Source organism: Nocardioides sp. (assembly GCF_051876515.1).
Taxonomy (GTDB): Bacteria; Actinomycetota; Actinomycetes; order Propionibacteriales; family Nocardioidaceae; genus Nocardioides.
Genome location: NZ_JBJEHY010000245.1, coordinates 1 through 19,980, shown reverse-complemented (window position 1 = coordinate 19,980; position 19,980 = coordinate 1). Strand labels below are relative to the sequence as shown.

The window sequence follows — 19,980 nt, the reverse complement described above, 5'->3', positions numbered from 1 at the left end:
CCGGGCTCGTGCGCCCCGGCGCGGTGAGCCAGGCGCACCACGGAGTGCTCTTCCTCGACGAGTTCCCGCTGCTGCGCGCCGACGTCGTCGACGCGCTGCGCCAGCCGCTGGAGTCGGGGGAGGTGACGATCGCGCGGGGCGAGGAGACGGCCACCTTCCCTGCGCGGGCGATGGTGGTCCTCGCGGCAAACCCCTGTCCGTGCGGCAACTACGACGCCACCGCGACGAGCCCGTGCGAGTGCCCCGAGACGGCACGGCGCCGGTACCGGACCAAGCTCAGCGGCCCGATGGCCGACCGGGTGGACATCTGGCGCAACCTCGCCGCGCACCATCCCGGCGGGCTTCCGGGTGGCTGGACGACCCCCACCGACTCGGCGACCATGCGCTCCCGGGTCACCCGCGCCCGTCAGGTGCAGGCCGAGCGTTACCGCGGCCGGGGCTGGTTGCTCAACGCGGCCGTCCCGGGGCCGGTGCTGGCGGCCGAGTTCCCGCTCGAGCGGCCCGGCCAGGCTCTCCTCGACGAGCAGTTGTCGTCCGGCCGGCTGACCAGACGCGGGGTGACGCGCGTCCAACGGGTGGCCTGGAGCGTGGCCGACCTCGTCGGGACCGACCGTCCCGGCCTGGCCGAGACGGAGGTGGCCTTCCGGCTGCGCACCGGTGGGGCGCTGCCAGGCGAGATCCTGGACCTGGCCGGATGAGCGGGGTGGAGGACCGCTTGGCGAGGGTGGCGCTGAGCCGCGCGGTGGAGCCCGGAGACCCGCGCTCGGCCGCACTCGTGCGCCAGCTGGGCGCCGCGGGAGCCCTGGACGAGCTTCGCCGGTGCGCGAAGCGAGGGGAGGGGGACATCGCGCCCCGCAACCTGACGCTGGCGCCGGAGCAGGACCTCGAGCAGGCCGCGGAACTGGGGATCCGGTTCGTCGTCCCCGGAGATGCCGAGTGGCCCACCGCGTTGGACGACCTGGCGAACGCCATGCAGGTGCAGGGGCTGGGCGGGGTCCCCGTCGGTCTGTGGGTGCGGGGGGAGCGGGAGCTGTCGGCAGCCGGTGCCGCCGTGGCGGTGGTGGGGTCGCGCTCCGCGACGTCGTACGGGCTCGACCAGGCCAGCCGGCTCGCCGCGGACCTCGCGCTCGCCGGCCGCGCCGTGGTCTCGGGGGCAGCCTTCGGCATCGACAAGGCCGCACACCTGGGTGCGCTGGCCGTGGACGGTCACACCGTCGGGGTCCTGGCCGGCGGCCTCGACCGCCCCTACCCGGCGGGCAACGCGGATCTTCTGGCCCGGATCGCCGAGCGGGGCACGCTGGTCTCCGAGGTGCCGCACGGGATGGGACCCACCCGGGTCCGCTTCCTTGCGCGCAACCGCATCATCGCCGCGCTGAGCGGTGGGACGGTGGTCGTGGAGGCTGCGATCCGCAGTGGCGCCCTCAACACGGCGAACTGGGCCGAGCAGCTCTCGCGCCAGGTCATGGGTGTTCCCGGCCCGGTGACCAGCGCGTCCTCGCAAGGGGTCCACGAGCTGCTGCGACGGGGTGCGGTCCTGGTGAGCAGGTCCGACCACGTCCTCGAGCTCGTGGGTCCGGCGGGGCAGGCCATGGCCGCAGACCCACGGGCGCCCGAGCGACCCGCCGACCGCCTCGACGTACGAGCGCGGCACCTCCTCGAGGCTGCTCCGCTGGACGAACCACAACCCCTGGCCCAGGTGGCGGAGCAGGCGGCCATGCAGCTGCGCCACGCAGCGTTGGGGCTCGAGCGGCTCGCTGGCCAGGGACTCGTGGTCGAGGGGCCGGTGGGGCACTGGCGGCGCGTGGAGGCGTGATCGCGTCACCCAACGCCTACGATCGCCTGTCATGGACGATGACGGCAGCGAGCAGGACTACCTGCCCGAGGCGCTGTCCCGGACCCTCGCCGACTACGAGCGCCACCTGGTGGCCGAGCGCAACCTCGCCCCGCACACGGTGCGGGCGTACCTCGGCGACGTGAGCGGGCTGCTCGAGCACCTGCACCGCCTCGGGCACGCGAAGGTCGACGCCCTCGACCTGCGCGCCCTGCGCAGCTGGTTGGCCAAGCAGCAGAGCACCGGGCGCTCGCGCACGACGATCGCCCGCCGGGCCACCGCGGCCCGCGTCTTCACCGCCTGGTTGGCGCGGACGGGGCGCACCGCCACCGACGTCGGGTCGTCCCTCGCCTCGCCCAAGCAGCACAAGACCCTGCCGCCCGTGCTGCGGGCCGATGAGGCGGAGGACCTGATCGCGGCCGTGGCCGAGCGCGCCGACGACGAGAGCCCGGTCGCTCTGCGCGACGTCGCGATGCTGGAGGTGCTGTACGCGACCGGCATCCGCGTCGGTGAGCTCGTCGGGATCGACGTCGACGACGTCGATGCGGACCGACGTGTCCTCCGCGTGTTCGGCAAGGGACGCAAGGAGCGCTCCGTCCCCTACGGACAGCCGGCCGCCCGGGCCCTGGACCGTTGGGTGAGACTCGGTCGTCCGGCCCTGGCCGTCGAGGGCTCGGGACCGGCACTGTTCCTCGGCGCCAGGGGGCGCCGGGTCGACCAGCGAGTCGTACGCACCATGGTGCACCGCGCGCTCGCCGAGGTTCCGGGCGCGCCGGACCTCGGTCCCCACGGACTCCGGCACACCGCCGCCACGCACCTGCTCGAGGGCGGGGCGGACCTGCGCTCGGTGCAGGAGCTGCTGGGGCACTCGTCCCTGGCCACCACCCAGCTCTACACCCACGTCACGACCGACCGGCTGCGGGCGGCCTACCGACAGGCGCACCCCAGAGCCTGACCCGTCCGGCCCCGCCAACCCGCTCAGCGGGAGTGGATGGTCGCGGCCCAGCCGTCCAGCTGACGGCGGGCCGACGACCCCGAGCCGGTCAGTCCGCTCAGTTCCGAGGATGCCCCGCCCCACAGGGGGAGGAGCCGGACGCGCTGGCTGCCCAGCCACGCCAGCGGGTCGAGGTAGCCCGCACCCTGACGGACACCGAAGTGCAGGCACGCTGCCGGGAAGCAGTGGCTGGCCACCGTCTGCAGCCTGCCCACCACCGACCCGGCAACGACCGGCTCACCGCGCCCGACCTCGGCCACCACCGGCTCGTACGTCGTCCGTTCGGCGCCGTGGTCGACCACGACGACCGGCTTGCCGCCGATCGACCCCACGAAGGAGACGGTCCCCGCAGCCGCTGCCAGCACCGGCTGGCCCGGCCTGCCTGCCAGGTCGACCCCACGGTGCCCCGAGCCGTACGTGGCCTCGGGCGGGTCGAAGCCCGCCACGACCTGCGGGCGGGGGTCGAGCGGCCACAGGCGGTCGTCGGTGGGGACCGGCGAGCCCGGGGGAGCCAGTGCCAGGCAGAGCACGGCGGCGACGGTCGGGGCGCAGAGGTGGGTCAGGAGCATGGGTGCGATGCTGGCGGTCCGGCGGGGCGCTGCGGTCCTGTCCACAGGGTGCCTGAGGGCCACACCCGGCCGGGCCGCCTGTGCGTGAGACCTGGAGGGACGCGGATTGGCCCCGTGTCCGGCCCCTGGCATACGATGCTCGGAGCAGTCCTGTGTGGGCTGACTTCGCACGTCCGCATCCGTGCCGGGATGCTCCTTGGTCCCGGGCTCGCGCGGGCGTCGGCCCTCGGTTCCGTCCTGGACGGATCGGGTCGGCGTGTGGGCGTCAGGGCCTCCGGCACCCGCTGGTGGCAGCAACTGAAAACCAACCGGAGATGTCTCCACCGCGGCGTCCTGCCTGAAGGGCGCTCCAGGCGGCGGGCACCTCCATCACAACAGGAGAACCTCATGGCAGTCGTGACCATGCGCCAGATGCTCGAGAGCGGCGTCCACTTCGGACACCAGACCCGACGCTGGAACCCCAAGATGAAGCGCTTCATCCTCACCGAGCGCAACGGCATCTACATCATCGACCTGCAGCAGTCGCTGGCCTACATCGACCGCTCCTTCGCCTTCGTCAAGGAGACCGTCGCCAAGGGCGGCGTCATCATGTTCGTCGGAACCAAGAAGCAGGCCCAGGAGGCCATCGCCGAGCAGGCGACGCGCGTCGGCATGCCCTACGTCAACCAGCGTTGGCTCGGCGGCATGCTCACCAACTTCCAGACCGTGCACCAGCGCATCCAGCGTCTGAAGGAGCTCGACGAGCTCGACTTCGACAACGTGGCCGGCTCCGGTCGCACCAAGAAGGAGCTGCTCCAGCTCAAGCGCGAGCGCGACAAGCTGGACAAGACCCTGGGCGGCATCCGCGAGATGTCCAAGGTCCCCTCCGCCGTCTGGATCGTCGACACCAACAAGGAGCACCTGGCCGTCGAGGAGGCCCGCAAGCTGCGGATCCCGATCATCGGCATCCTGGACTCCAACTGCGACCCGGACCACGTCGACTTCCCGATCCCGGGCAACGACGACGCCATCCGCGCCGTTGGCCTGCTGACCCGCGTGGTCGCCGACGCCGTCGCCGAGGGCCTCATCGCCCGCTCCGGTGGCAAGGCCGAGGCCACCGCCGCCGAGCCGCTGGCCGAGTGGGAGCGCGAGCTCCTCGAGGGTGAGGGCGAGAAGGCCGCCGAGGCTCCGGCCGAGGCCGCCGCCGAGGAGACCCCCGCCGAGGAGGCTCCCGCCGCCGAGGAGACCCCCGCCGAGGAGGCTCCGGTCGCTGAGGAGGCTCCGGCCGCCGAGGCCGCTGCCGACGACGCCCAGGCCTGAGCCAGCGTCACCACACCCACTCGAGACCAGGAAGAAGGACCATGGCGAACTTCACCGCTGCCGACGTCAAGAAGCTCCGTGAGCTGACCCAGGCCGGGATGATGGACTGCAAGAAGGCGCTCACCGAGACCGACGGTGACCTCGACAAGGCTGTCGAGCTGCTGCGCGTCAAGGGTGCTGCCAAGGCTGCCGCCCGCGGCGCCGAGCGCGAGGCCTCCGCCGGCCTCGTGGCCACCGCTGGCGGTGCGCTGGTCGAGCTCAAGAGCGAGACCGACTTCGTCGCCAAGAACGCCGACTTCATCGCCAAGGCCCAGCAGATCGCCGAGGCCGCCGACGCGGCCAAGGCTGCTGACGCCGAGGCGCTCAAGGCGGTCGAGCTCGACGGCAAGACCGTCGGCGAGGTCGTCCAGGACCTGGCGATCACGATCGGCGAGAAGATCGAGCTGGGCCAGGTCGTCCACTTCGACGGCAACACGGTCACCTACATGCACAAGCGTGCCGCTGACCTGCCCGCCGCCGTCGGCGTCCTCGTCGAGTACGAGGGCGACGAGGCCGCTGCCCGTGCCGCCGCCATGCAGGTGGCCGCCATGAAGGCGCAGTACCTCACCCGCGAGGAGGTCCCGGCCGAGGTCGTGGCCGCCGAGCGCGACGTCATGGAGAAGAAGACCCGCGAGGAGGGCAAGCCGGAGGCCGCGATCGCCAAGATCGTCGAGGGTCGTCTGGGCGGCTTCTACCGCGAGATCGTCCTGCTCGAGCAGGACTCCGTGACCGAGTCCAAGAAGTCGGTCAAGGCCGTCCTCGACGAGGCCGGCACCACGATCAAGCGGTTCGCCCGCTTCGAGATCGGCGGCTGAGTCCCCAGGACCAGCTGACAGGGGGCGGTACGACCACGGTCGTACCGCCCCCTTCGTCTGCCCGGCCCCGGCCGGGACCCGTCCCGCCCGCGGGATACCCCGGGAGGTACGCCACACCCCGCACGTACCGCCCGGTTCGCCACCCGACCTGCCGCACCGGTAGGTTTCGACAAGTTGCACGCCTCCGTGAAAGGTGCCCCACGTGACCGCATACTCCCGCGTCCTGATCAAGCTCTCCGGCGAGGTGTTCGGCGGAGGCACCGTCGGTGTCGACCCCGACGTCGTGCAGAAGATCGCCCGAGAGATCGCGGGAGTCGTCCGTGAGGGCGTCGGCGTGTGCATCGTGGTCGGTGGCGGCAACTTCTTCCGCGGCGCCGAGATGCAGCAGCGCGGCATGGACCGCGCCCGCGCCGACTACATGGGCATGCTGGGCACGGTGATGAACTGTCTGGCGCTGCAGGACTTCCTGGAGAAGGAAGGCATCGACACCCGCGTGCAGACGGCGATCACCATGGGTCAGGTCGCCGAGTCGTACATCCCGCGCCGCGCGATGCGGCACCTGGAGAAGGGCCGCGTCGTGATCTTCGGCGCCGGCGCCGGCATGCCGTTCTTCTCGACCGACACCGTGGCCGCCCAGCGCGCGCTGGAGACGCGCTGCGAGGTCGTCCTCATGGCCAAGCAGGGCGTGGACGGCGTCTACACCGCCGACCCCAAGAAGGACCCCACGGCCACGAAGTACGACACCCTCAGCTTCCAGGAGGCCCTCACGCAGGGCATCCGCATCGCCGACGCCACGGCGTTCGCCCTGTGCATGGAGAACGACCTGCCCCTGATCGTCTTCGGCGCGGACGACGAGGGTGCGATCCTGCGTATCGTCCGAGGTGAGAAGATTGGCACGCTCGTGAGCAGCCAGCCCTGAGCGGGCGAACGCCTCACACCCTCTGACCACCGGGTCACCCGGCCCAGCAGTTCACCAGTAGATGGAGCAGCAGTGATCAACGGAATCCTCACCGAGGCCGAGTCCAAGATGACGAAGTCGGTCGAGTCGACCCGCGAGGAGTTCGCGGTGATCCGGGCCGGCCGTGCCAACCCGATGGTCTTCAACAAGATCATGGTCGACTACTACGGCGCTCCGACGCCGCTGCAGCAGCTGGCGACGTTCACCAGCCAGGACGCCCGCACGATCCTCATCGCCCCGTTCGACCAGGGCGCCCTGGACAACGTCGAGCGCGCCATCCGCGACTCCGACCTCGGCCTCAACCCCTCCAGCGACGGCCGGGTCCTGCGCTGCGTGTTCCCCGAGCTGACCGAGGAGCGCCGCAAGGAGTACATCAAGCTCGCCAAGGGCAAGGCCGAGGACGGCCGCATCGCCGTGCGCGCCGTGCGCCGCAACTCCAAGCAGGCCCTGGAGAAGCTCGAGAAGGACGGCGAGGTCGGCAAGGACGACGTGGCGGGTGCCGAGAAGCGCCTCGACGCGATCACCAAGACCCACACCGACCAGATCGACGAGCTCCTCAAGCACAAGGAAGCCGAGCTGCTCGAGGTCTGAGCACCCCACGATGACGACTCCCTCCACGACCGCCGCCCAGCCGCCCAAGAAGGACCACGGCCGGGCGGGGCGCAACCTTCCCGCCGCGATCGCCTCGGCGGTGGTGCTGCTCTCCCTGGTGGGCGGCACGCTCTACTTCTGGAAGACCGCCTTCGTCCTGGTCGTGGCCGTCGCCGTGTGCATCGGCATCTGGGAGCTGCGTCGGGCCCTGCTCAACCACGACATCGACCTGCCCGAGCAGCCGCTGATGGTGGGCGGCTCGGTCATGGTCGTCGTCGCGTACTTCTGGGGCGCTCCCGCGCTGGTGACCGCGACCGCGGTCTCGGCGCTGGCCACGATGCTGTGGCTGCTGCGGCGCGGCGTGGAGGGGTACGTCCGCACCGCCACCGCGTCGGTGTTCACGCTCATCTACGTGCCCTTCCTTGCGTCGTTCGTCGGCCTCATGCTGTCCGAGGGCGGCACGATCCACTTCGACCGGTGGGACGACGGCGTGAAGGGCATCGTGGCCTTCATCCTGGTCACGGTCGCCTCCGACACCGGTGGGTACGCCGCCGGCGTCCTGTTCGGCAAGCACCCGATGGCGCCGGTGATCTCGCCCAAGAAGTCCTGGGAGGGCTTCGCGGGGTCGGCCATCGCCTGCGTCCTGGCGGGCTGGGGCCTGCTCACCTGGCTGTACGACGCCGAGTGGTGGGTGGGTGTCCTGCTCGGTCTGATCACCGTCGTGATGGCGACGCTGGGCGACCTGTGCGAGTCGGTCATCAAGCGCGACCTCGGCATCAAGGACATGTCGCAGGTGATCCCGGGCCACGGCGGCATCATGGACCGGCTCGACTCGCTGCTCGCCACGATCGCCCCCACCTGGCTCCTGCTGTACTACCTCGTCTTCTGAGTTGCGGCGCGCCGGGGACGGCGCCCGACAGGCGGCCGTCCCGTCCGTAGCATGGCGGTATGGACGCCTCAGAGGATCTTCGTGAGGACGAGCTCCTGACCGGCACCGAGCGGGAGCTGGACTGGTGGCACCGCGACCACCCGACCTTCTTCGCCCTGAGCGGCTTCTTCACCGGTGTCGCGTACGTCGCCCTGATCCCCACGCTCTTCTTCGTCGTGCTCCGGCTGGTGGCCGACACCGAGACGGCGGAGCAGAGCTACGGGTGGGTGGTCCTGAGCCTGGTCGTCCCGCTGCTGCTCGTCGCGGTGCCGCGCACCCGCCGGTTCGGGCTGTACATGCTCCTCGGCGTGGTCCTGGCGGCGCTCGTCGTGGTCGGGGTGGCCTCGCTCCTGCTGTACCTGCTCGTCCAGGTCGACGGCTGAGAATCGCCGCGACGGGGTGCGGGATGGGAGGATCAGGTCCTGATGTCTGAGGTCGAGATCAACCCGAACCCCCTGCCGCTCGTCATGAAGGAGCCCCGCGGGCGCAAGAAGCCGCCCCGGCACCTGGCCGACCTGGACGAGGCGGGGCGCAAGGCGCTGCTCGAGGAGATGGGTCTGCCGGGCTTCCGCGCCAAGCAGCTCTCCACCCACTACTTCGGCCGGCTGGTGGACGACCCCGCCGAGATGACCGACCTCCCGGCCGGCCAGCGCGACGACCTGGTGGCCGCCCTCCTGCCCGACCTCATGACCCCGCTGCGGGTGATGGAGGCCGACAAGGGCACCACCCGCAAGACCTTGTGGAAGCTGTTCGACGGCGCCCTGGTCGAGTCGGTGCTGATGCGCTACCCCGACCGGGCCACGATGTGCGTGTCCAGCCAGGCCGGCTGCGGCATGGCGTGCCCGTTCTGCGCCACCGGCCAGGGCGGTCTGCAGCGCAACATGTCGACCGCCGAGATCGTGGAGCAGGTGCTCGCCGGCGCCCGTTCGCTGGCCCGCGGCGAGGTCCCCGGCGGCCCCACCCGCGTCTCCAACGTGGTCTTCATGGGCATGGGGGAGCCGCTGGCCAACTACAAGGCCGTGGTGGGCGCCGTCCGTCGCCTCACCGACCCGAGCCCGGCCGGCCTCGGCATGAGTGCCCGCGGTGTGACCGTCTCCACCGTCGGCCTGGTGCCGCGGATCAAGCAGCTCGCCGACGAGGGCATCCCCGTGACGCTGGCCCTGAGCCTGCACGCGCCCGACGACGAGCTGCGCAACGAGCTGGTGCCGATCAACACCCGGTTCTCCGTCGACGAGACCGTCGACGCCGCCTGGGAGTACGCCGCCAAGACCAAGCGTCGGGTCTCCATCGAGTACGCCATGATGCGGGGCATCAACGACCAGGCGTGGCGCGCTGACCTGCTCGCCGACGTCCTCAACGCCCGCGGCGACTGGGGCTGGGTGCACGTCAACCTGATCCCGCTCAACCCGACGCCGGGCTCGAAGTGGACCGCATCGGACCCCAAGGACGAGCGCGAGTTCGTACGCCGCCTCGAGGCCAAGGGCATCCCCACGACGGTGCGCGACACCCGCGGCCAGGAGATCGACGGGGCCTGCGGCCAGCTGGCCGCGGTCGAGGGCTGAGCGACTCCCTCAAGGTGTCGCCCAGCGTTCACGCGGGCGCCGCCGCTGCGGCGGCCGCGGTTCGCGGGGACGGCCGAGGCTGGGGGCATGGCCGCGACTCGACCAGGTCCAGCTCTCGCCCCGATCCCCGTACCGCGCCGACGGAAGCCCGTCCACCGCGCGGACACCCCGCAGCCTGACGCGCCGCTGCGTGTCCTGGTGGTGACGGAGTCCTTCCTCCCGCAGGTCAACGGGGTCACCAACTCCGTGCTGCGCGTCCTGGAGCACCTGCGTGCCCACGGGCACACGGCGGCGGTGCTCGCGCCCACGGGGCCGGACGTCGTCGTCGGCGCCCGCGTGGTCCGTACCCGGGGTGCCTCGCTGCCCGGCTACCCGGAGTTCCGGGTGGGGTGGGAGTGCCGTCGCCGCCTGCGCGCGGTGATGAGGGAGTTCCGCCCCGACGTCGTCCACCTGGCCTCGCCGGCGATCCTGGGGGCCAGGGCCGCCGACGTCGCTGAGGAGCTCGGAGTCCCCGTGGTCGCGGTCTACCAGACTGATCTGGTCGGGTTCGCGCAGCGCTACCCGGTGCCCGGGGGAGCCCAGGCGATGGCCGACCTCACCCGGCGGGTCCACACCCGCGTCGAGCGCACGCTCGCGCCGTCCACCGCCAGCATGCAGCAGCTGTCGGCGCTCGGCGTGCCGCGCGTGCACCACTGGCCGCGCGGGGTCGACGCGACGCTGTTCCACCCGGCCCGGCGCAGCCCGCGGCTGCGGTCCCGGTTGGCTCCCGAGGGCGAGCTGCTGGTGGGGTACGTCGGCCGCCTCGCCGCGGAGAAGGAGCTGGAGCTGCTCACCCACGTCCACGACCTCCCGGGCACGCGGCTCGTTGTGGTCGGTGGAGGTCCGCAGGAACGGGCGCTGCGGACGCTGCTGCCCCGCGCGGTGTTCACCGGGGTTCTCCACGGCCCCGACCTGGGCCGTGCGTACGCCTGCCTGGACGTCTTCGTGCACACGGGGCGCCACGAGACCTTCTGCCAGTCGGTGCAGGAGGCGCTGGCATCAGGGGTGCCGGTGGTCGCGCCCCGCTCGGGCGGCCCGCTGGACCTCGTGACACCCGGCGTGGACGGGCTGCTCTTCGAGCCGGGCGACGGGCCAGGGCTCGCTGCCGCCGTCACGTCGCTGGCGCACGACTCGGACACGCTGGACGCCCTGTCGGCCGCGGCTCGGGCCGGTGTTGCCGGCCGTACCTGGGAGTCGGTCAACGGCGCCCAGGTCGACCACTACCGCGACGTCGTGGGAGCCCGCCCCCGCAGCCACCCGGGGCAGCGAGTCCTCGCTGCCCGCAGCCGTTCCTGAGGGCGAGCCCGGGCAGCTCAGAGGCCAGGGGCCACCAGCGCCCGGACCTCGTCGAGGGAGTCGACCAGGTGCACGTGGTCCTGCATCTCCCGCTCGGCGGCCAGCGCCTCCAGCAGTGGCCAGGCAGGCAGCGTCCGGGTCCAGTGCTCGCGCCCCACCAGGATCATGGGCGCCACCGAGGAGGCGTCCGCGTAGTAGTTCTCGCAGGCGTCCTGGAAGATCTCCTGCACCGTCCCGGCCGCCCCCGGCAGGAAGACGATGCCGGCGTTGCAGATCTCGAGCAGGATCGCCTCGCGGGTGGCGTTGCGGAAGTACTTCGCGATCGCGCTCGCGAACGGGTTGGGCGGCTCGTGGCCGTAGTGCCAGGTGGGGATGCCGAGCGACGCGCGACCCGGTCCGTACGTGTCCACGACCTCGAACGCAGCCCGGGCCCACGCGCCGATCGACGGCTCGAACGAGGGGGTGGCGCTGAGCGTCGAGAGGGCGGCGCCGAGCTCGGCACCGCTGCGGTCGGCCATCCAGGCGCCCAGGTTGGCCGCCTCCATGGCGCCGGGTCCGCCGCCGGTGGCCACGGTGTGGGTGCGGCCGAGGAGGTGGCCGAGCCGTGCGGCCTCGGCGTACCCCTCGCTGCCGCGCCTCAGCGCGTGCCCACCCATCACGCCCACGATCGACCGGCCTGCCGTCCATCCTTCGAGGGCCTCGTCGACGGCGTGGTCGTGCAGGGCGCGGGCGAGCATGTCGTCGGCACCGACGCAGCCCTGGGTCCAGGCGTAGGCGCGGGCGTCGAGGCTGTCGCGGTAGCGCGGGGTGTCGTACAGCTCCCGCGGGGCGTACAGGGTCGCGCGGTACGGGTCGACGGGGGAGCCGGGCACCTCGGGGAACACCACCCCGCCCGCGTCGCGGATCTCGTCGGCCACCCCGTCGGCGAACCGGCAGCCCAGGAAGAGCGACTGGGCCAGGGTGCGGTCCAGCAGTGCCGGGCCGTGGGCGGTCAGGTCGAGGCCGACCAGGCGCCACCCGGCCAACGAGCGGGCCCCGGCGTCGAGGCGGCGGTCGAGCTCCTCGACGGAGGTGACCTCGATGACGCGTCCACGGGTGTGCTTCACCCCGACAACCTACTGACTCGACCGCGCGGGGTGCCCGGGACCGGCCCGAGCACCCCGCGGAGGTCAGTTCGTGGAGGTCAGTACGCGTGGGCGAGGACGTCGGCGAACAGGTCGTGCTCGTCCACCTCGAGGCCCCGCGCCCGGAACCACGTGCACAGGTTGGTGCAGTCGCGCAGCAGGAACTCCGCGGCCTGCGGGTTGCCGGCGAGGTCGACCATCTGGGGGAGGTCGATCACGACGAGTCGTTCACCGGCGGCCAGCACGTTGTACGGCGAGAGGTCCCCGTGGACGACCCCGTCGCCGGCGAGCTGGTGCAGGACCTCGCGGATCTGGTCGAACCAGGACTCCAGCAGGTCCCGCTCAGGCCGGGTCTGGGCCAGTCGTGGAGCCGTCGCACCGTCGTGGCTGATCCACTCCATGAGGATCTCGGTGCCGTCGATCTGCACCGGGTACGGCACAGGCAGGCCCAGGGACCAGCACCGGTTGAGGGCCGCCCACTCGGCGTTCGCCCACTCGCCGGCGGCCACCACGCGCCCCCAGGTGGACTTGCGCTTGAGGGCGCGCTCGTCGCGCGAGCGCTTGACGGAACGTCCTTCCACGTACACCGAGGAACGGGTGAACGAGGAGTGCTGGGACGAGCGGTACCGCTTGGCGGCCATGACGACGCCCTCGTCGTCCGCGTGCGGGTCGCGCCGCTGGACGAGGTGGACGTCGGCCTCCTTGCCCGTCTTGAGGACGCCGAGGTCGGTGTCGATGGCACCGGCGGAAGTCACCAGCCAGTCGGGTCGGGGCTCTGGCCCCTTCATCAGGGGTTCGAGGTCGGGCCACGCTGACCAGCGCTGGCCGGGTTCGAGGTCCTCGTACGAGGTGAAGTCGAAGGTGAAGGCAGCCTCAAGGCTGCCGGTGTGCTCCTGGTGGGACACGGGTGCTCCTGGTCGATCGAGAGGGTCGGTGGGCTGCGGGCAGCACAGTCACAGTGGCGTTCACGTCGCCTCCTCTCGTCGAGCGCCCGGACGGGCGCACCGGCAGTCTCCCAGCGCCGCCTCCGGTCGGCAACGGGTTTTCCGACGCCGCGGCCGGACGGGCACTAGGTTCGGCTCCGTGACCGCTTCCCCCGGACCTGCCCCGCACCGCCCACGGGCGCGCACCCTGCTCGCCGCCACCGCACTGGTCCTCGGCGCCGTGGCGGTGCCGGCGGCGACGGCCGGCCCGACGCAGCCGGTGGACGGCGCCGCGGGCGTCGGCGACCCGTACTGGCCGCTGGACGGCAACGGGGGCTACGACGTCACCCGTTACCGCATCGAGAACCGGTGGTCCTTCGACACGCGAACGCTGCGCGGCCGGACGGCCGTGGACCTGGTCGCCACCGACGACCTGACCTCCTTCTCCCTCGACTTCCTGCTGCCGGTCAGCCAGGTCGCCGTGGACGGCGTGCCCGCACGGTTCCAGCGCGCCGGGCGGGGTCACGAGCTCCGGGTCACCCCGGCGGAGCCCCTCGCGGCCGGTACGGCCCACACGGTCCGGGTCCGGTACGCGGGGCGCCCCGGGCGGCAGTCGTACGCGGGGGCGAAGGCCTGGCTGCAGAAGCCGGGCGAGGTCGTCGCCATGGGGGAGCCGCACATGGCTCCGTGGTGGTTCCCCTCCAACGACCACCCCACCGACAAGGCGCTGTTCGAGGTCGCGGTCACGGTGCCGCGCGGCAAGGAGGTGGTCTCCAACGGCCGCCTGGTGGGGCGTACGACCGGCAAGAGGTCCGTGACCTGGCGGTGGCGGGCCGACGAGCCGATGGCCACCTACCTGGCTTTCTTCGCCGCCGGCGACTTCGCGATCGAGCGCGGCGCCGACGACGGGCTGCCGTGGCTCAACGCCGTCTCGCAGCAGCTCTCGCCCGCCTCCCAGCGGCGCGCCACGCGGCAGCTGAGGCGCAGCGCGCCGATCGTGCGCTGGCTGGAGAAGGACCTCGGGCCGTACCCGTTCTCGGTGACCGGAGGGCTGGTCACCTCGATCAGCACCGGGTTCGCCCTGGAGAACCAGACCCGCCCCACCTACCCGGAGCCGTACGGCGACATGTCGCTGCTGATGGTCCACGAGCTGGCGCACCAGTGGTTCGGCGACGCGGTGTCGGTGCGCCGGTGGCGCGACATCTGGCTCAACGAGGGCTTCGCCAGTTACATGGAGTGGCGGTGGATGGAGAAGCGGTGGGGTCTGGACCCGCAGGAGCAGCTGCTCTCCACGTGGCAGAACCTGCGCGGCGCGACCACCTTCTGGTCGGTGCCGATCGGTGATCCCGGACCGGGACGCGTCTTCGACTGGGCGGTGTACGAGCGCGGGGCGATGACGCTGCAGGCCCTGCGGCACCGGATCGGCGACGAGGTCTTCCTCGACCTGCTGCGCGCGTGGGCCGGGGAGCGTCCCGGCCCGGATGCCACGGTGGAGGAGTTCGAGGCCCTGGCGACCCAGATGAGTGGCGAGGACCTGTCCGGCTTCTTCGACGCCTGGCTGCGCACGCCGGAGCGTCCGGCCCGCACCGTCGCCAACGGCCTGGTCTGACACCGGTCCGCTGGGCGCAGCGCACCTGCCGCTGGGCGCGGTGGAGCGGGGCCGGGTGGACGGTGTGATCACCCTCACGCCAGAGTTGGAGCCATGGCTTCCTACCGGGACACGTACGAACGCTCCATCGCCTCGCCCGAGGAGTTCTGGGCCGAGCAGGCCGGGCTGGTCAGCTGGATCAAGCCCCCGCGCCAGGTGCTCGACGACAGCCGGGCCCCCTTCTACGGGTGGTACCCCGACGGCACGCTCAACACCTGCTACAACGCCCTCGACCGGCACGTGGTCGCCGGGGCCGCCGACCGTCCCGCGCTCATCTGGGACTCGCCCGTCACCGACGGCCGTCGCACGTACACGTACGCCGAGCTGCTGGAGGAGGTCGCCGCCTTCGCGGGCGTGCTCACCGGCCTCGGCGTGGAGAAGGGCGACCGGGTCGTCATCTACATGCCGATGATCCCCGAGGCGGTCGTGGCGATGCTCGCCTGCGCCCGCATCGGTGCCGTGCACTCGGTGGTGTTCGGCGGGTTCGCGCCGCACGAGCTCGCCATCCGCATCGACGACGCCCGCCCGAAGGTGCTGGTCACCGCGAGCTGCGGGATCGAGCCGTCCCGGACGATCGCGTACAAGCCGTTGGTCGACCGTGCGCTGGAGGCGGCCGAGCACCCGCCGGCCTCCGTGGTGGTCAAGCAGCGCCCCCAGGTCACCGCTGAGCTCCAGGACGGCCGCGACCTCGACTGGGACGTCGCCATGAAGTACGGGCGCACCAACCCGGCGGGCGTCGTCGAGGTGGCCGCCACGGACCCGCTGTACGTGCTCTACACCTCCGGCACCACGGGCAAGCCCAAGGGCGTGGTCCGCGACAACGGCGGCCACGCGGTCGCGATGGCCTGGTCGCTGCCCAACGTGTACGGCATCGGCGAGGGTGACGTGTGGTGGGCCGCCTCCGACGTCGGCTGGGTCGTGGGCCACTCCTACATCGTGTACGCACCGCTGATCGCCGGGGCGACGACCGTGATGTACGAGGGCAAGCCGGTGGGGACGCCCGACGCGGGCGCCTTCTGGCGGGTCATCGCGGAGTACGGCGTGAAGGCCCTGTTCACCGCGCCGACCGCGATCCGTGCGGTCAAGAAGGAGGACCCCGAAGCCTCCCTGCTCGCCGACCACGACATCTCCAGCCTGGAGCACCTCTTCCTGGCCGGCGAGCGGCTCGACCCGGACACGTTCGCCTGGGCCAGCGAGCACCTCGGTGTGCCGGTCGTCGACAACTGGTGGCAGACCGAGACGGGGTGGCCGATCGCGGCGAACCTGCGCGGTCTGGAGCCGATGGCGCTCAAGGCCGGCTCCCCGTCGGTCCCGGTGCCCGGGTACGACGTGCAGGTCCTCGACACCGACGGCAGGCCGCTGCCCGCCGGGACGGAGGGCGCGATCGCGATCAAGCTCCCGATGCCGCCGGGCACGCTGCCCACCCTGTGGGGCGACGACGAGCGGTACGTGAACTCGTACCTGTCGACCCACGACGGCTTCTACCTGTCGGGCGACGGCGGCTACCTCGACGAGGACGGCTACCTCTACGTCATGGGCCGTACGGACGACGTGATCAACGTGGCCGGGCACCGGCTGTCGACCGGAGCGATGGAGGCGGTCATCTCCCAGCACCCGGCGGTGGCGGAGTGTGCCGTGATCGGCGTGGCCGACACCCTCAAGGGGCAGCTGCCCCGCGGCTTCGTGGTCCTGAAGTCCGGCGTGGTCGCCGACCCGGATGAGATCCGGGCGGAGCTGGTGGCGATGGTGCGCGACGAGATCGGCGCTGTCGCGGCGTTCCGCGAGGTCGAGGTCGTCGGTGGTCTGCCCAAGACCCGCTCGGGCAAGATCCTGCGGCGCACCATGCGTGACATGGCCGACGGCAAGGACACCCCGGTGCCCTCGACCATCGAGGACGCAGGCGTGCTGGACACCTTGGCCGAGGTGCTGCGCCCCCGCCCCTGACCCCCTGACCTGCGGTCGGGCTGGACGCGCAAGTGGTCCAGCCCACCCGGGGGAGGTGGTGGAGATGCTGCGCGCGACGCCCCTTGTTCCTACACTCTCCGCCATGACTGACACGTGGGGGACCCGGGAACGGGGCGTGCGACAGCGGCAGCGTCAGGACGTGGCCGAGGACGAGCTCGGGGAGCGGTTCGTGCCCGAGAACTCCGAGGAGGACCTGGCCGCCGTGCTGGCGGCGCTGGCCAAGCTGGACTGAGGACTCGGCGGGTCTGTCGTGCCGCCGTCGCGGCTCCGCGCCCTCCTGAGAGGATGGGCCGGTGAGCACCCGCGACATCGTCATTCTCGGTTCGACCGGTTCCATCGGCACCCAGGCCCTCGACCTGGTCCGCGCCAACCCGGACCGGTTCCGGGTGGTCGCCCTGACCGCGGGTGGCAGCAACCGGGCGCTCTTCGAGCGGCAGGTCGCGGAGTTCGCCCCGGCGTACGCCGGGCTGGGGGAGGAGGCGTCGGTCGAGGCCGCTTCCCGTGGCTGCGACGTGGTGCTCAACGGCATCACCGGCGCCGTGGGCCTGCGTCCGACCCTAGCCGCGCTCGAGGCGGGCAACACCTTGGCCCTGGCCAACAAGGAGTCGCTCATCATCGGCGGGCCGCTGGTCAAGGACAGGGCCCGGCCGGGACAGATCGTGCCCGTGGACTCGGAGCACTCCGCGATCGCGCAGAGCCTGCGGGCGGGGAGCGCGGACGAGGTCTCCCGCCTGGTCGTGACCGCCTCGGGCGGCCCGTTCCGGGGGCGTACCCGTGAGGAGCTCGCCCAGGTGACGCCGGCCCAGGCGCTGGCGCACCCCAACTTCTCCATGGGCAAGGTGATCACCACCAACTCCGCCACCCTGGTCAACAAGGGGCTGGAGGTGATCGAGGCGCACCTGCTCTTCGACATCGACATCGACCGCATCGACGTCGTCGTCCACCCCCAGCAGTACATCCACTCGATGGTCGAGTTCGTCGACGGTGCCGTGGTGGCCCAGCTGGGGCTGCCGACGATGATGGTGCCGATCGCGATGGGTCTGGGCTGGCCCGAGCGGGTGCCCGGGGCCGAGACGCCGATCGACTGGACGCAGGCCTCGGACTGGCGGTTCGAGCCGGTCGACGACGAGGTCTTCCCCGCGGTCCGCCTCGCGGTGCAGGCCGGCCGGACGGGCCAGACGGCACCGGCGGTCTACAACGCCGCCAACGAGGTCTGCGTGGAGGCGTTCCACGACGGCCGGTTGAGCTTCACCGGGATCGTCGACGTGATCGCCTCCGTCGTTGGGCGCCACGACGTACGCTCGGAGACGCTGACGGTCGAGGACGTCCTCGCCGCGGATGCGTGGGCCCGCCAGGAGGCGGACCGTCTGGTTCGAGGAGAAGCGTCATGAGTGCCGTCTACTACACCCTCGGCGTCGTCGTCTTCGCCGTGGCGATCATGGCATCCATCGGACTGCACGAGTTCGGCCACCTGATCCCCGCGAAGAAGTTCGGCTGCAAGGTTCCGCAGTGGTTCATCGGGTTCGGCCCGACGGTGTGGAGCCGCAAGATCGGCGAGACCGAGTACGGCGTGAAGCTGGTGCCGCTCGGCGGGTACGTGAAGATCGTCGGAATGCTTCCCCCGGGCGCCGAGGCGCTCGTGGAGGAGACCGAGTACGACGAGGACGGCGAGGCGGTCCACCGGATCCGCCGCTCCAACACCGGCCTGTTCACGCAGCTGATCTCGGACGCCCGCGCGGCGGAGTACGAGTTCGTCAAGGAGCACGACACCGACCGCCTCTTCTACAAGCTGCCGCCGTGGAAGAAGATCATCGTGATGGCCGGTGGGCCCACGGTGAACCTGCTGATCGCGTTCGTCATCTTCTGCGGGCTGTTCGCCACGTACGGCAACCCCGGCGACCAGAAGATCAGCACCGTCGTCGCGGCGGTGCCGCAGTGCGTCGTCCCGATCGACGAGGTGCGCTCGTGCACCGACGACGACCCGGTCGCGCCGGCGTACGCCGCGGGCATCAAGCCCGGCGACCAGATCCTGAGCTTCAACGGCGTCGAGATCGACGAGTGGACGACGCTGCAGCGCGAGATCCGCGCCAACTCCGACGGCGACGCCACCATCACGCTGCTGCGCGACGGCGAGGAGATGACGGTCACCACGACCACCACCGTCTCGCTGCGCCCCACCTCCGCCGAGGACGAGAAGCTCGTCCAGGTCGGGTTCCTCGGGGTCGAGCCGGAGTGGTCGTACGCCACCGGTGGCCCGGTGTACACGCTGCAGCAGATGGGCGTGATGACGGTCGACACCCTGAAGGCGATGGCGACCCTGCCGCAGAAGGTGTGGGGTGTCGCCAAGGCGATCGTGGGCCTGGAGGAGCGCGCGGCGGACAGCCCCATGAGCGTCGTGGGTGGCGCGCGGTACGCGGGCGAGACGGCGGCTGAGGAGTCCTTCCCGCTGGCCGACAAGACGGTGAGCCTGCTCGGTCTGATCGCGGGGTTCAACTTCTTCATCGGCATGTTCAACTTCATCCCGTTGCTGCCGCTGGACGGCGGCCACATCGCCGGCGCGGTGTACGAGTCGCTGCGACGCAAGCTGGCGCGGCTCTTCCGGCGTCCCGACCCGGGTCACGCCGACGTGGCGAAGATGCTGCCGGTCGCGTACGTGATGGGCTTGACCATCATGGTGATGGGTGTCGTGCTCATCGTCGGCGACCTCGTGGTGCCCCTGAGCCTGCGCGGCTGAGCGGTCCGCGGCCCCGGGTCGCGGGCGCCGCGACGGCGTCGCTTCGCTGGGCGTGGGTCGTGGTCCCTAGACTTGGGCCATGACTTCTGTCGGCCTTGGCATGCCCGCCCTCCCTCCGCCCGTCCTGGCGCCGCGTCGTACGACCCGGCAGATCAAGGTCGGCTCGGTCGGGGTGGGCAGCGAGTCGCCGATCTCGGTGCAGTCGATGACCACCACCCTGACCTCCGACGTCAACGCGACCCTGCAGCAGATCGCCGAGCTGACCGCGGCGGGTTGCGACATCGTGCGCGTGGCCTGCCCGAGCGCGGACGACGCCGAGGCTCTGCCGGCGATCGCGCGCAAGTCGCAGATCCCGGTGATCGCGGACATCCACTTCCAGCCCAAGTACGTCTTCGCGGCGATCGAGGCCGGGTGTGCCGCGGTGCGGGTCAACCCGGGCAACATCAAGAAGTTCGACGACCAGGTCAAGGAGATCGCCAAGGCGGCCGCCGACCACGGCACGTCGATCCGCATCGGCGTCAACGCCGGGTCGCTGGACAAGCGCCTGCTGGAGAAGTACGGCAAGGCCACCCCGGAGGCTCTGGTGGAGTCGGCCATGTGGGAGGCGAGCCTGTTCGAGGAGCACGGCTTCCACGACTTCAAGATCTCGGTCAAGCACAACGACC

General features: G+C 71.6%; 20 protein-coding genes. 17 read left to right on the top strand and 3 right to left on the bottom strand.

The window, feature by feature from the left end; all coding sequences use genetic code 11:
* The 3 genes from ACI379_RS17135 to ACI379_RS17125 all read left to right on the top strand — a co-directional run.
* Nucleotides 1-698: ATP-binding protein (locus ACI379_RS17135; protein WP_439793348.1), on the top strand; the 698-nt coding region annotated here is incomplete at its 5' end.
* Complete coding sequence (gene dprA, locus ACI379_RS17130; protein ID WP_439793347.1) at nucleotides 695-1,813, top strand: DNA-processing protein DprA; 1,119 nt, start codon at nucleotides 695-697, stop codon at nucleotides 1,811-1,813. The genes ACI379_RS17135 and dprA, both read left to right, overlap by 4 nt.
* Before the next feature lie 31 nt (nucleotides 1,814-1,844).
* Nucleotides 1,845-2,786, top strand: a complete 942-nt coding sequence (locus ACI379_RS17125) for a tyrosine recombinase XerC (RefSeq protein ID WP_439793346.1) — start codon at nucleotides 1,845-1,847, stop codon at nucleotides 2,784-2,786.
* Between the two features lie 23 nt (nucleotides 2,787-2,809).
* On the opposite strand, the gene ACI379_RS17120 is transcribed toward ACI379_RS17125, so the two are convergent.
* Nucleotides 2,810-3,394: a murein hydrolase activator EnvC family protein gene (locus ACI379_RS17120; protein WP_439793345.1), complete on the bottom strand. Its 585-nt coding sequence runs from the start codon at nucleotides 3,392-3,394 to the stop codon at nucleotides 2,810-2,812.
* A 387-nt stretch (nucleotides 3,395-3,781) separates the two neighbouring features.
* On the opposite strand from ACI379_RS17120, the gene rpsB reads away from it, so the two are divergent.
* From rpsB to ACI379_RS17080, 8 genes are all read left to right on the top strand, one after another.
* On the top strand, nucleotides 3,782-4,693 hold the full coding sequence (rpsB, locus tag ACI379_RS17115; protein ID WP_439793344.1) for a 30S ribosomal protein S2: 912 nt from the start codon (nucleotides 3,782-3,784) through the stop codon (nucleotides 4,691-4,693).
* 41 nt (nucleotides 4,694-4,734) lie between these two features.
* Nucleotides 4,735-5,547: a translation elongation factor Ts gene (gene tsf / locus ACI379_RS17110; RefSeq protein ID WP_439793343.1), complete on the top strand. Its 813-nt coding sequence runs from the start codon at nucleotides 4,735-4,737 to the stop codon at nucleotides 5,545-5,547.
* A 202-nt stretch (nucleotides 5,548-5,749) separates the two neighbouring features.
* On the top strand, nucleotides 5,750-6,466 hold the full coding sequence (pyrH, locus tag ACI379_RS17105; RefSeq protein WP_439793342.1) for a UMP kinase: 717 nt from the start codon (nucleotides 5,750-5,752) through the stop codon (nucleotides 6,464-6,466).
* Between the two features lie 75 nt (nucleotides 6,467-6,541).
* Nucleotides 6,542-7,096 (top strand): ribosome recycling factor, encoded by a 555-nt coding sequence (gene frr / locus ACI379_RS17100; RefSeq protein ID WP_439793349.1) that lies wholly within the window; start codon nucleotides 6,542-6,544, stop codon nucleotides 7,094-7,096.
* A gap of 10 nt (nucleotides 7,097-7,106) precedes the next feature.
* Nucleotides 7,107-7,985, top strand: a complete 879-nt coding sequence (locus ACI379_RS17095) for a phosphatidate cytidylyltransferase (RefSeq protein ID WP_439793341.1) — start codon at nucleotides 7,107-7,109, stop codon at nucleotides 7,983-7,985.
* 59 nt (nucleotides 7,986-8,044) lie between these two features.
* Nucleotides 8,045-8,407 (top strand): hypothetical protein, encoded by a 363-nt coding sequence (locus ACI379_RS17090; RefSeq protein ID WP_439793340.1) that lies wholly within the window; start codon nucleotides 8,045-8,047, stop codon nucleotides 8,405-8,407.
* A gap of 42 nt (nucleotides 8,408-8,449) precedes the next feature.
* Nucleotides 8,450-9,586, top strand: coding sequence for a 23S rRNA (adenine(2503)-C(2))-methyltransferase RlmN (rlmN, locus tag ACI379_RS17085; RefSeq protein WP_439793339.1), 1,137 nt, complete (start codon nucleotides 8,450-8,452; stop codon nucleotides 9,584-9,586).
* A gap of 198 nt (nucleotides 9,587-9,784) precedes the next feature.
* Nucleotides 9,785-10,921, top strand: a complete 1,137-nt coding sequence (locus ACI379_RS17080; protein WP_439793338.1) for a glycosyltransferase family 4 protein — start codon at nucleotides 9,785-9,787, stop codon at nucleotides 10,919-10,921.
* A gap of 17 nt (nucleotides 10,922-10,938) precedes the next feature.
* Here the strand turns inward: ACI379_RS17080 and ACI379_RS17075 are convergent, their stop codons facing one another.
* Together ACI379_RS17075 and ACI379_RS17070 are read right to left on the bottom strand one after the other, a co-directional pair.
* Nucleotides 10,939-12,027, bottom strand: coding sequence for an LOG family protein (locus ACI379_RS17075; RefSeq protein ID WP_439793337.1), 1,089 nt, complete (start codon nucleotides 12,025-12,027; stop codon nucleotides 10,939-10,941).
* A gap of 77 nt (nucleotides 12,028-12,104) precedes the next feature.
* Complete coding sequence (locus ACI379_RS17070) at nucleotides 12,105-12,950, bottom strand: serine protein kinase RIO (protein WP_439793336.1); 846 nt, start codon at nucleotides 12,948-12,950, stop codon at nucleotides 12,105-12,107.
* 178 nt (nucleotides 12,951-13,128) lie between these two features.
* Here ACI379_RS17070 and ACI379_RS17065 point away from each other — a divergent pair, with 178 nt between their 5' ends.
* From ACI379_RS17065 to ACI379_RS17040, 6 genes are all read left to right on the top strand, one after another.
* Nucleotides 13,129-14,577, top strand: a complete 1,449-nt coding sequence (locus ACI379_RS17065; protein WP_439793335.1) for a M1 family metallopeptidase — start codon at nucleotides 13,129-13,131, stop codon at nucleotides 14,575-14,577.
* 93 nt (nucleotides 14,578-14,670) lie between these two features.
* Nucleotides 14,671-16,560: a propionyl-CoA synthetase gene (locus tag ACI379_RS17060; RefSeq protein WP_439793334.1), complete on the top strand. Its 1,890-nt coding sequence runs from the start codon at nucleotides 14,671-14,673 to the stop codon at nucleotides 16,558-16,560.
* A gap of 103 nt (nucleotides 16,561-16,663) precedes the next feature.
* Nucleotides 16,664-16,813, top strand: coding sequence for a hypothetical protein (locus ACI379_RS17055; RefSeq protein ID WP_439793333.1), 150 nt, complete (start codon nucleotides 16,664-16,666; stop codon nucleotides 16,811-16,813).
* Between the two features lie 61 nt (nucleotides 16,814-16,874).
* Nucleotides 16,875-17,972 (top strand): 1-deoxy-D-xylulose-5-phosphate reductoisomerase, encoded by a 1,098-nt coding sequence (dxr, locus tag ACI379_RS17050; protein WP_439793332.1) that lies wholly within the window; start codon nucleotides 16,875-16,877, stop codon nucleotides 17,970-17,972.
* The gene (locus ACI379_RS17045; protein ID WP_439793331.1) at nucleotides 17,969-19,315 is read left to right on the top strand and encodes a M50 family metallopeptidase; all 1,347 of its coding nucleotides are present in this window, start codon (nucleotides 17,969-17,971) and stop codon (nucleotides 19,313-19,315) included. The genes dxr and ACI379_RS17045 overlap by 4 nt, the downstream gene beginning before the upstream one ends.
* A 79-nt stretch (nucleotides 19,316-19,394) precedes the next feature.
* The coding region (locus ACI379_RS17040) for a flavodoxin-dependent (E)-4-hydroxy-3-methylbut-2-enyl-diphosphate synthase (RefSeq protein ID WP_439793330.1) at nucleotides 19,395-19,980 on the top strand (586 nt) is incomplete at its 3' end.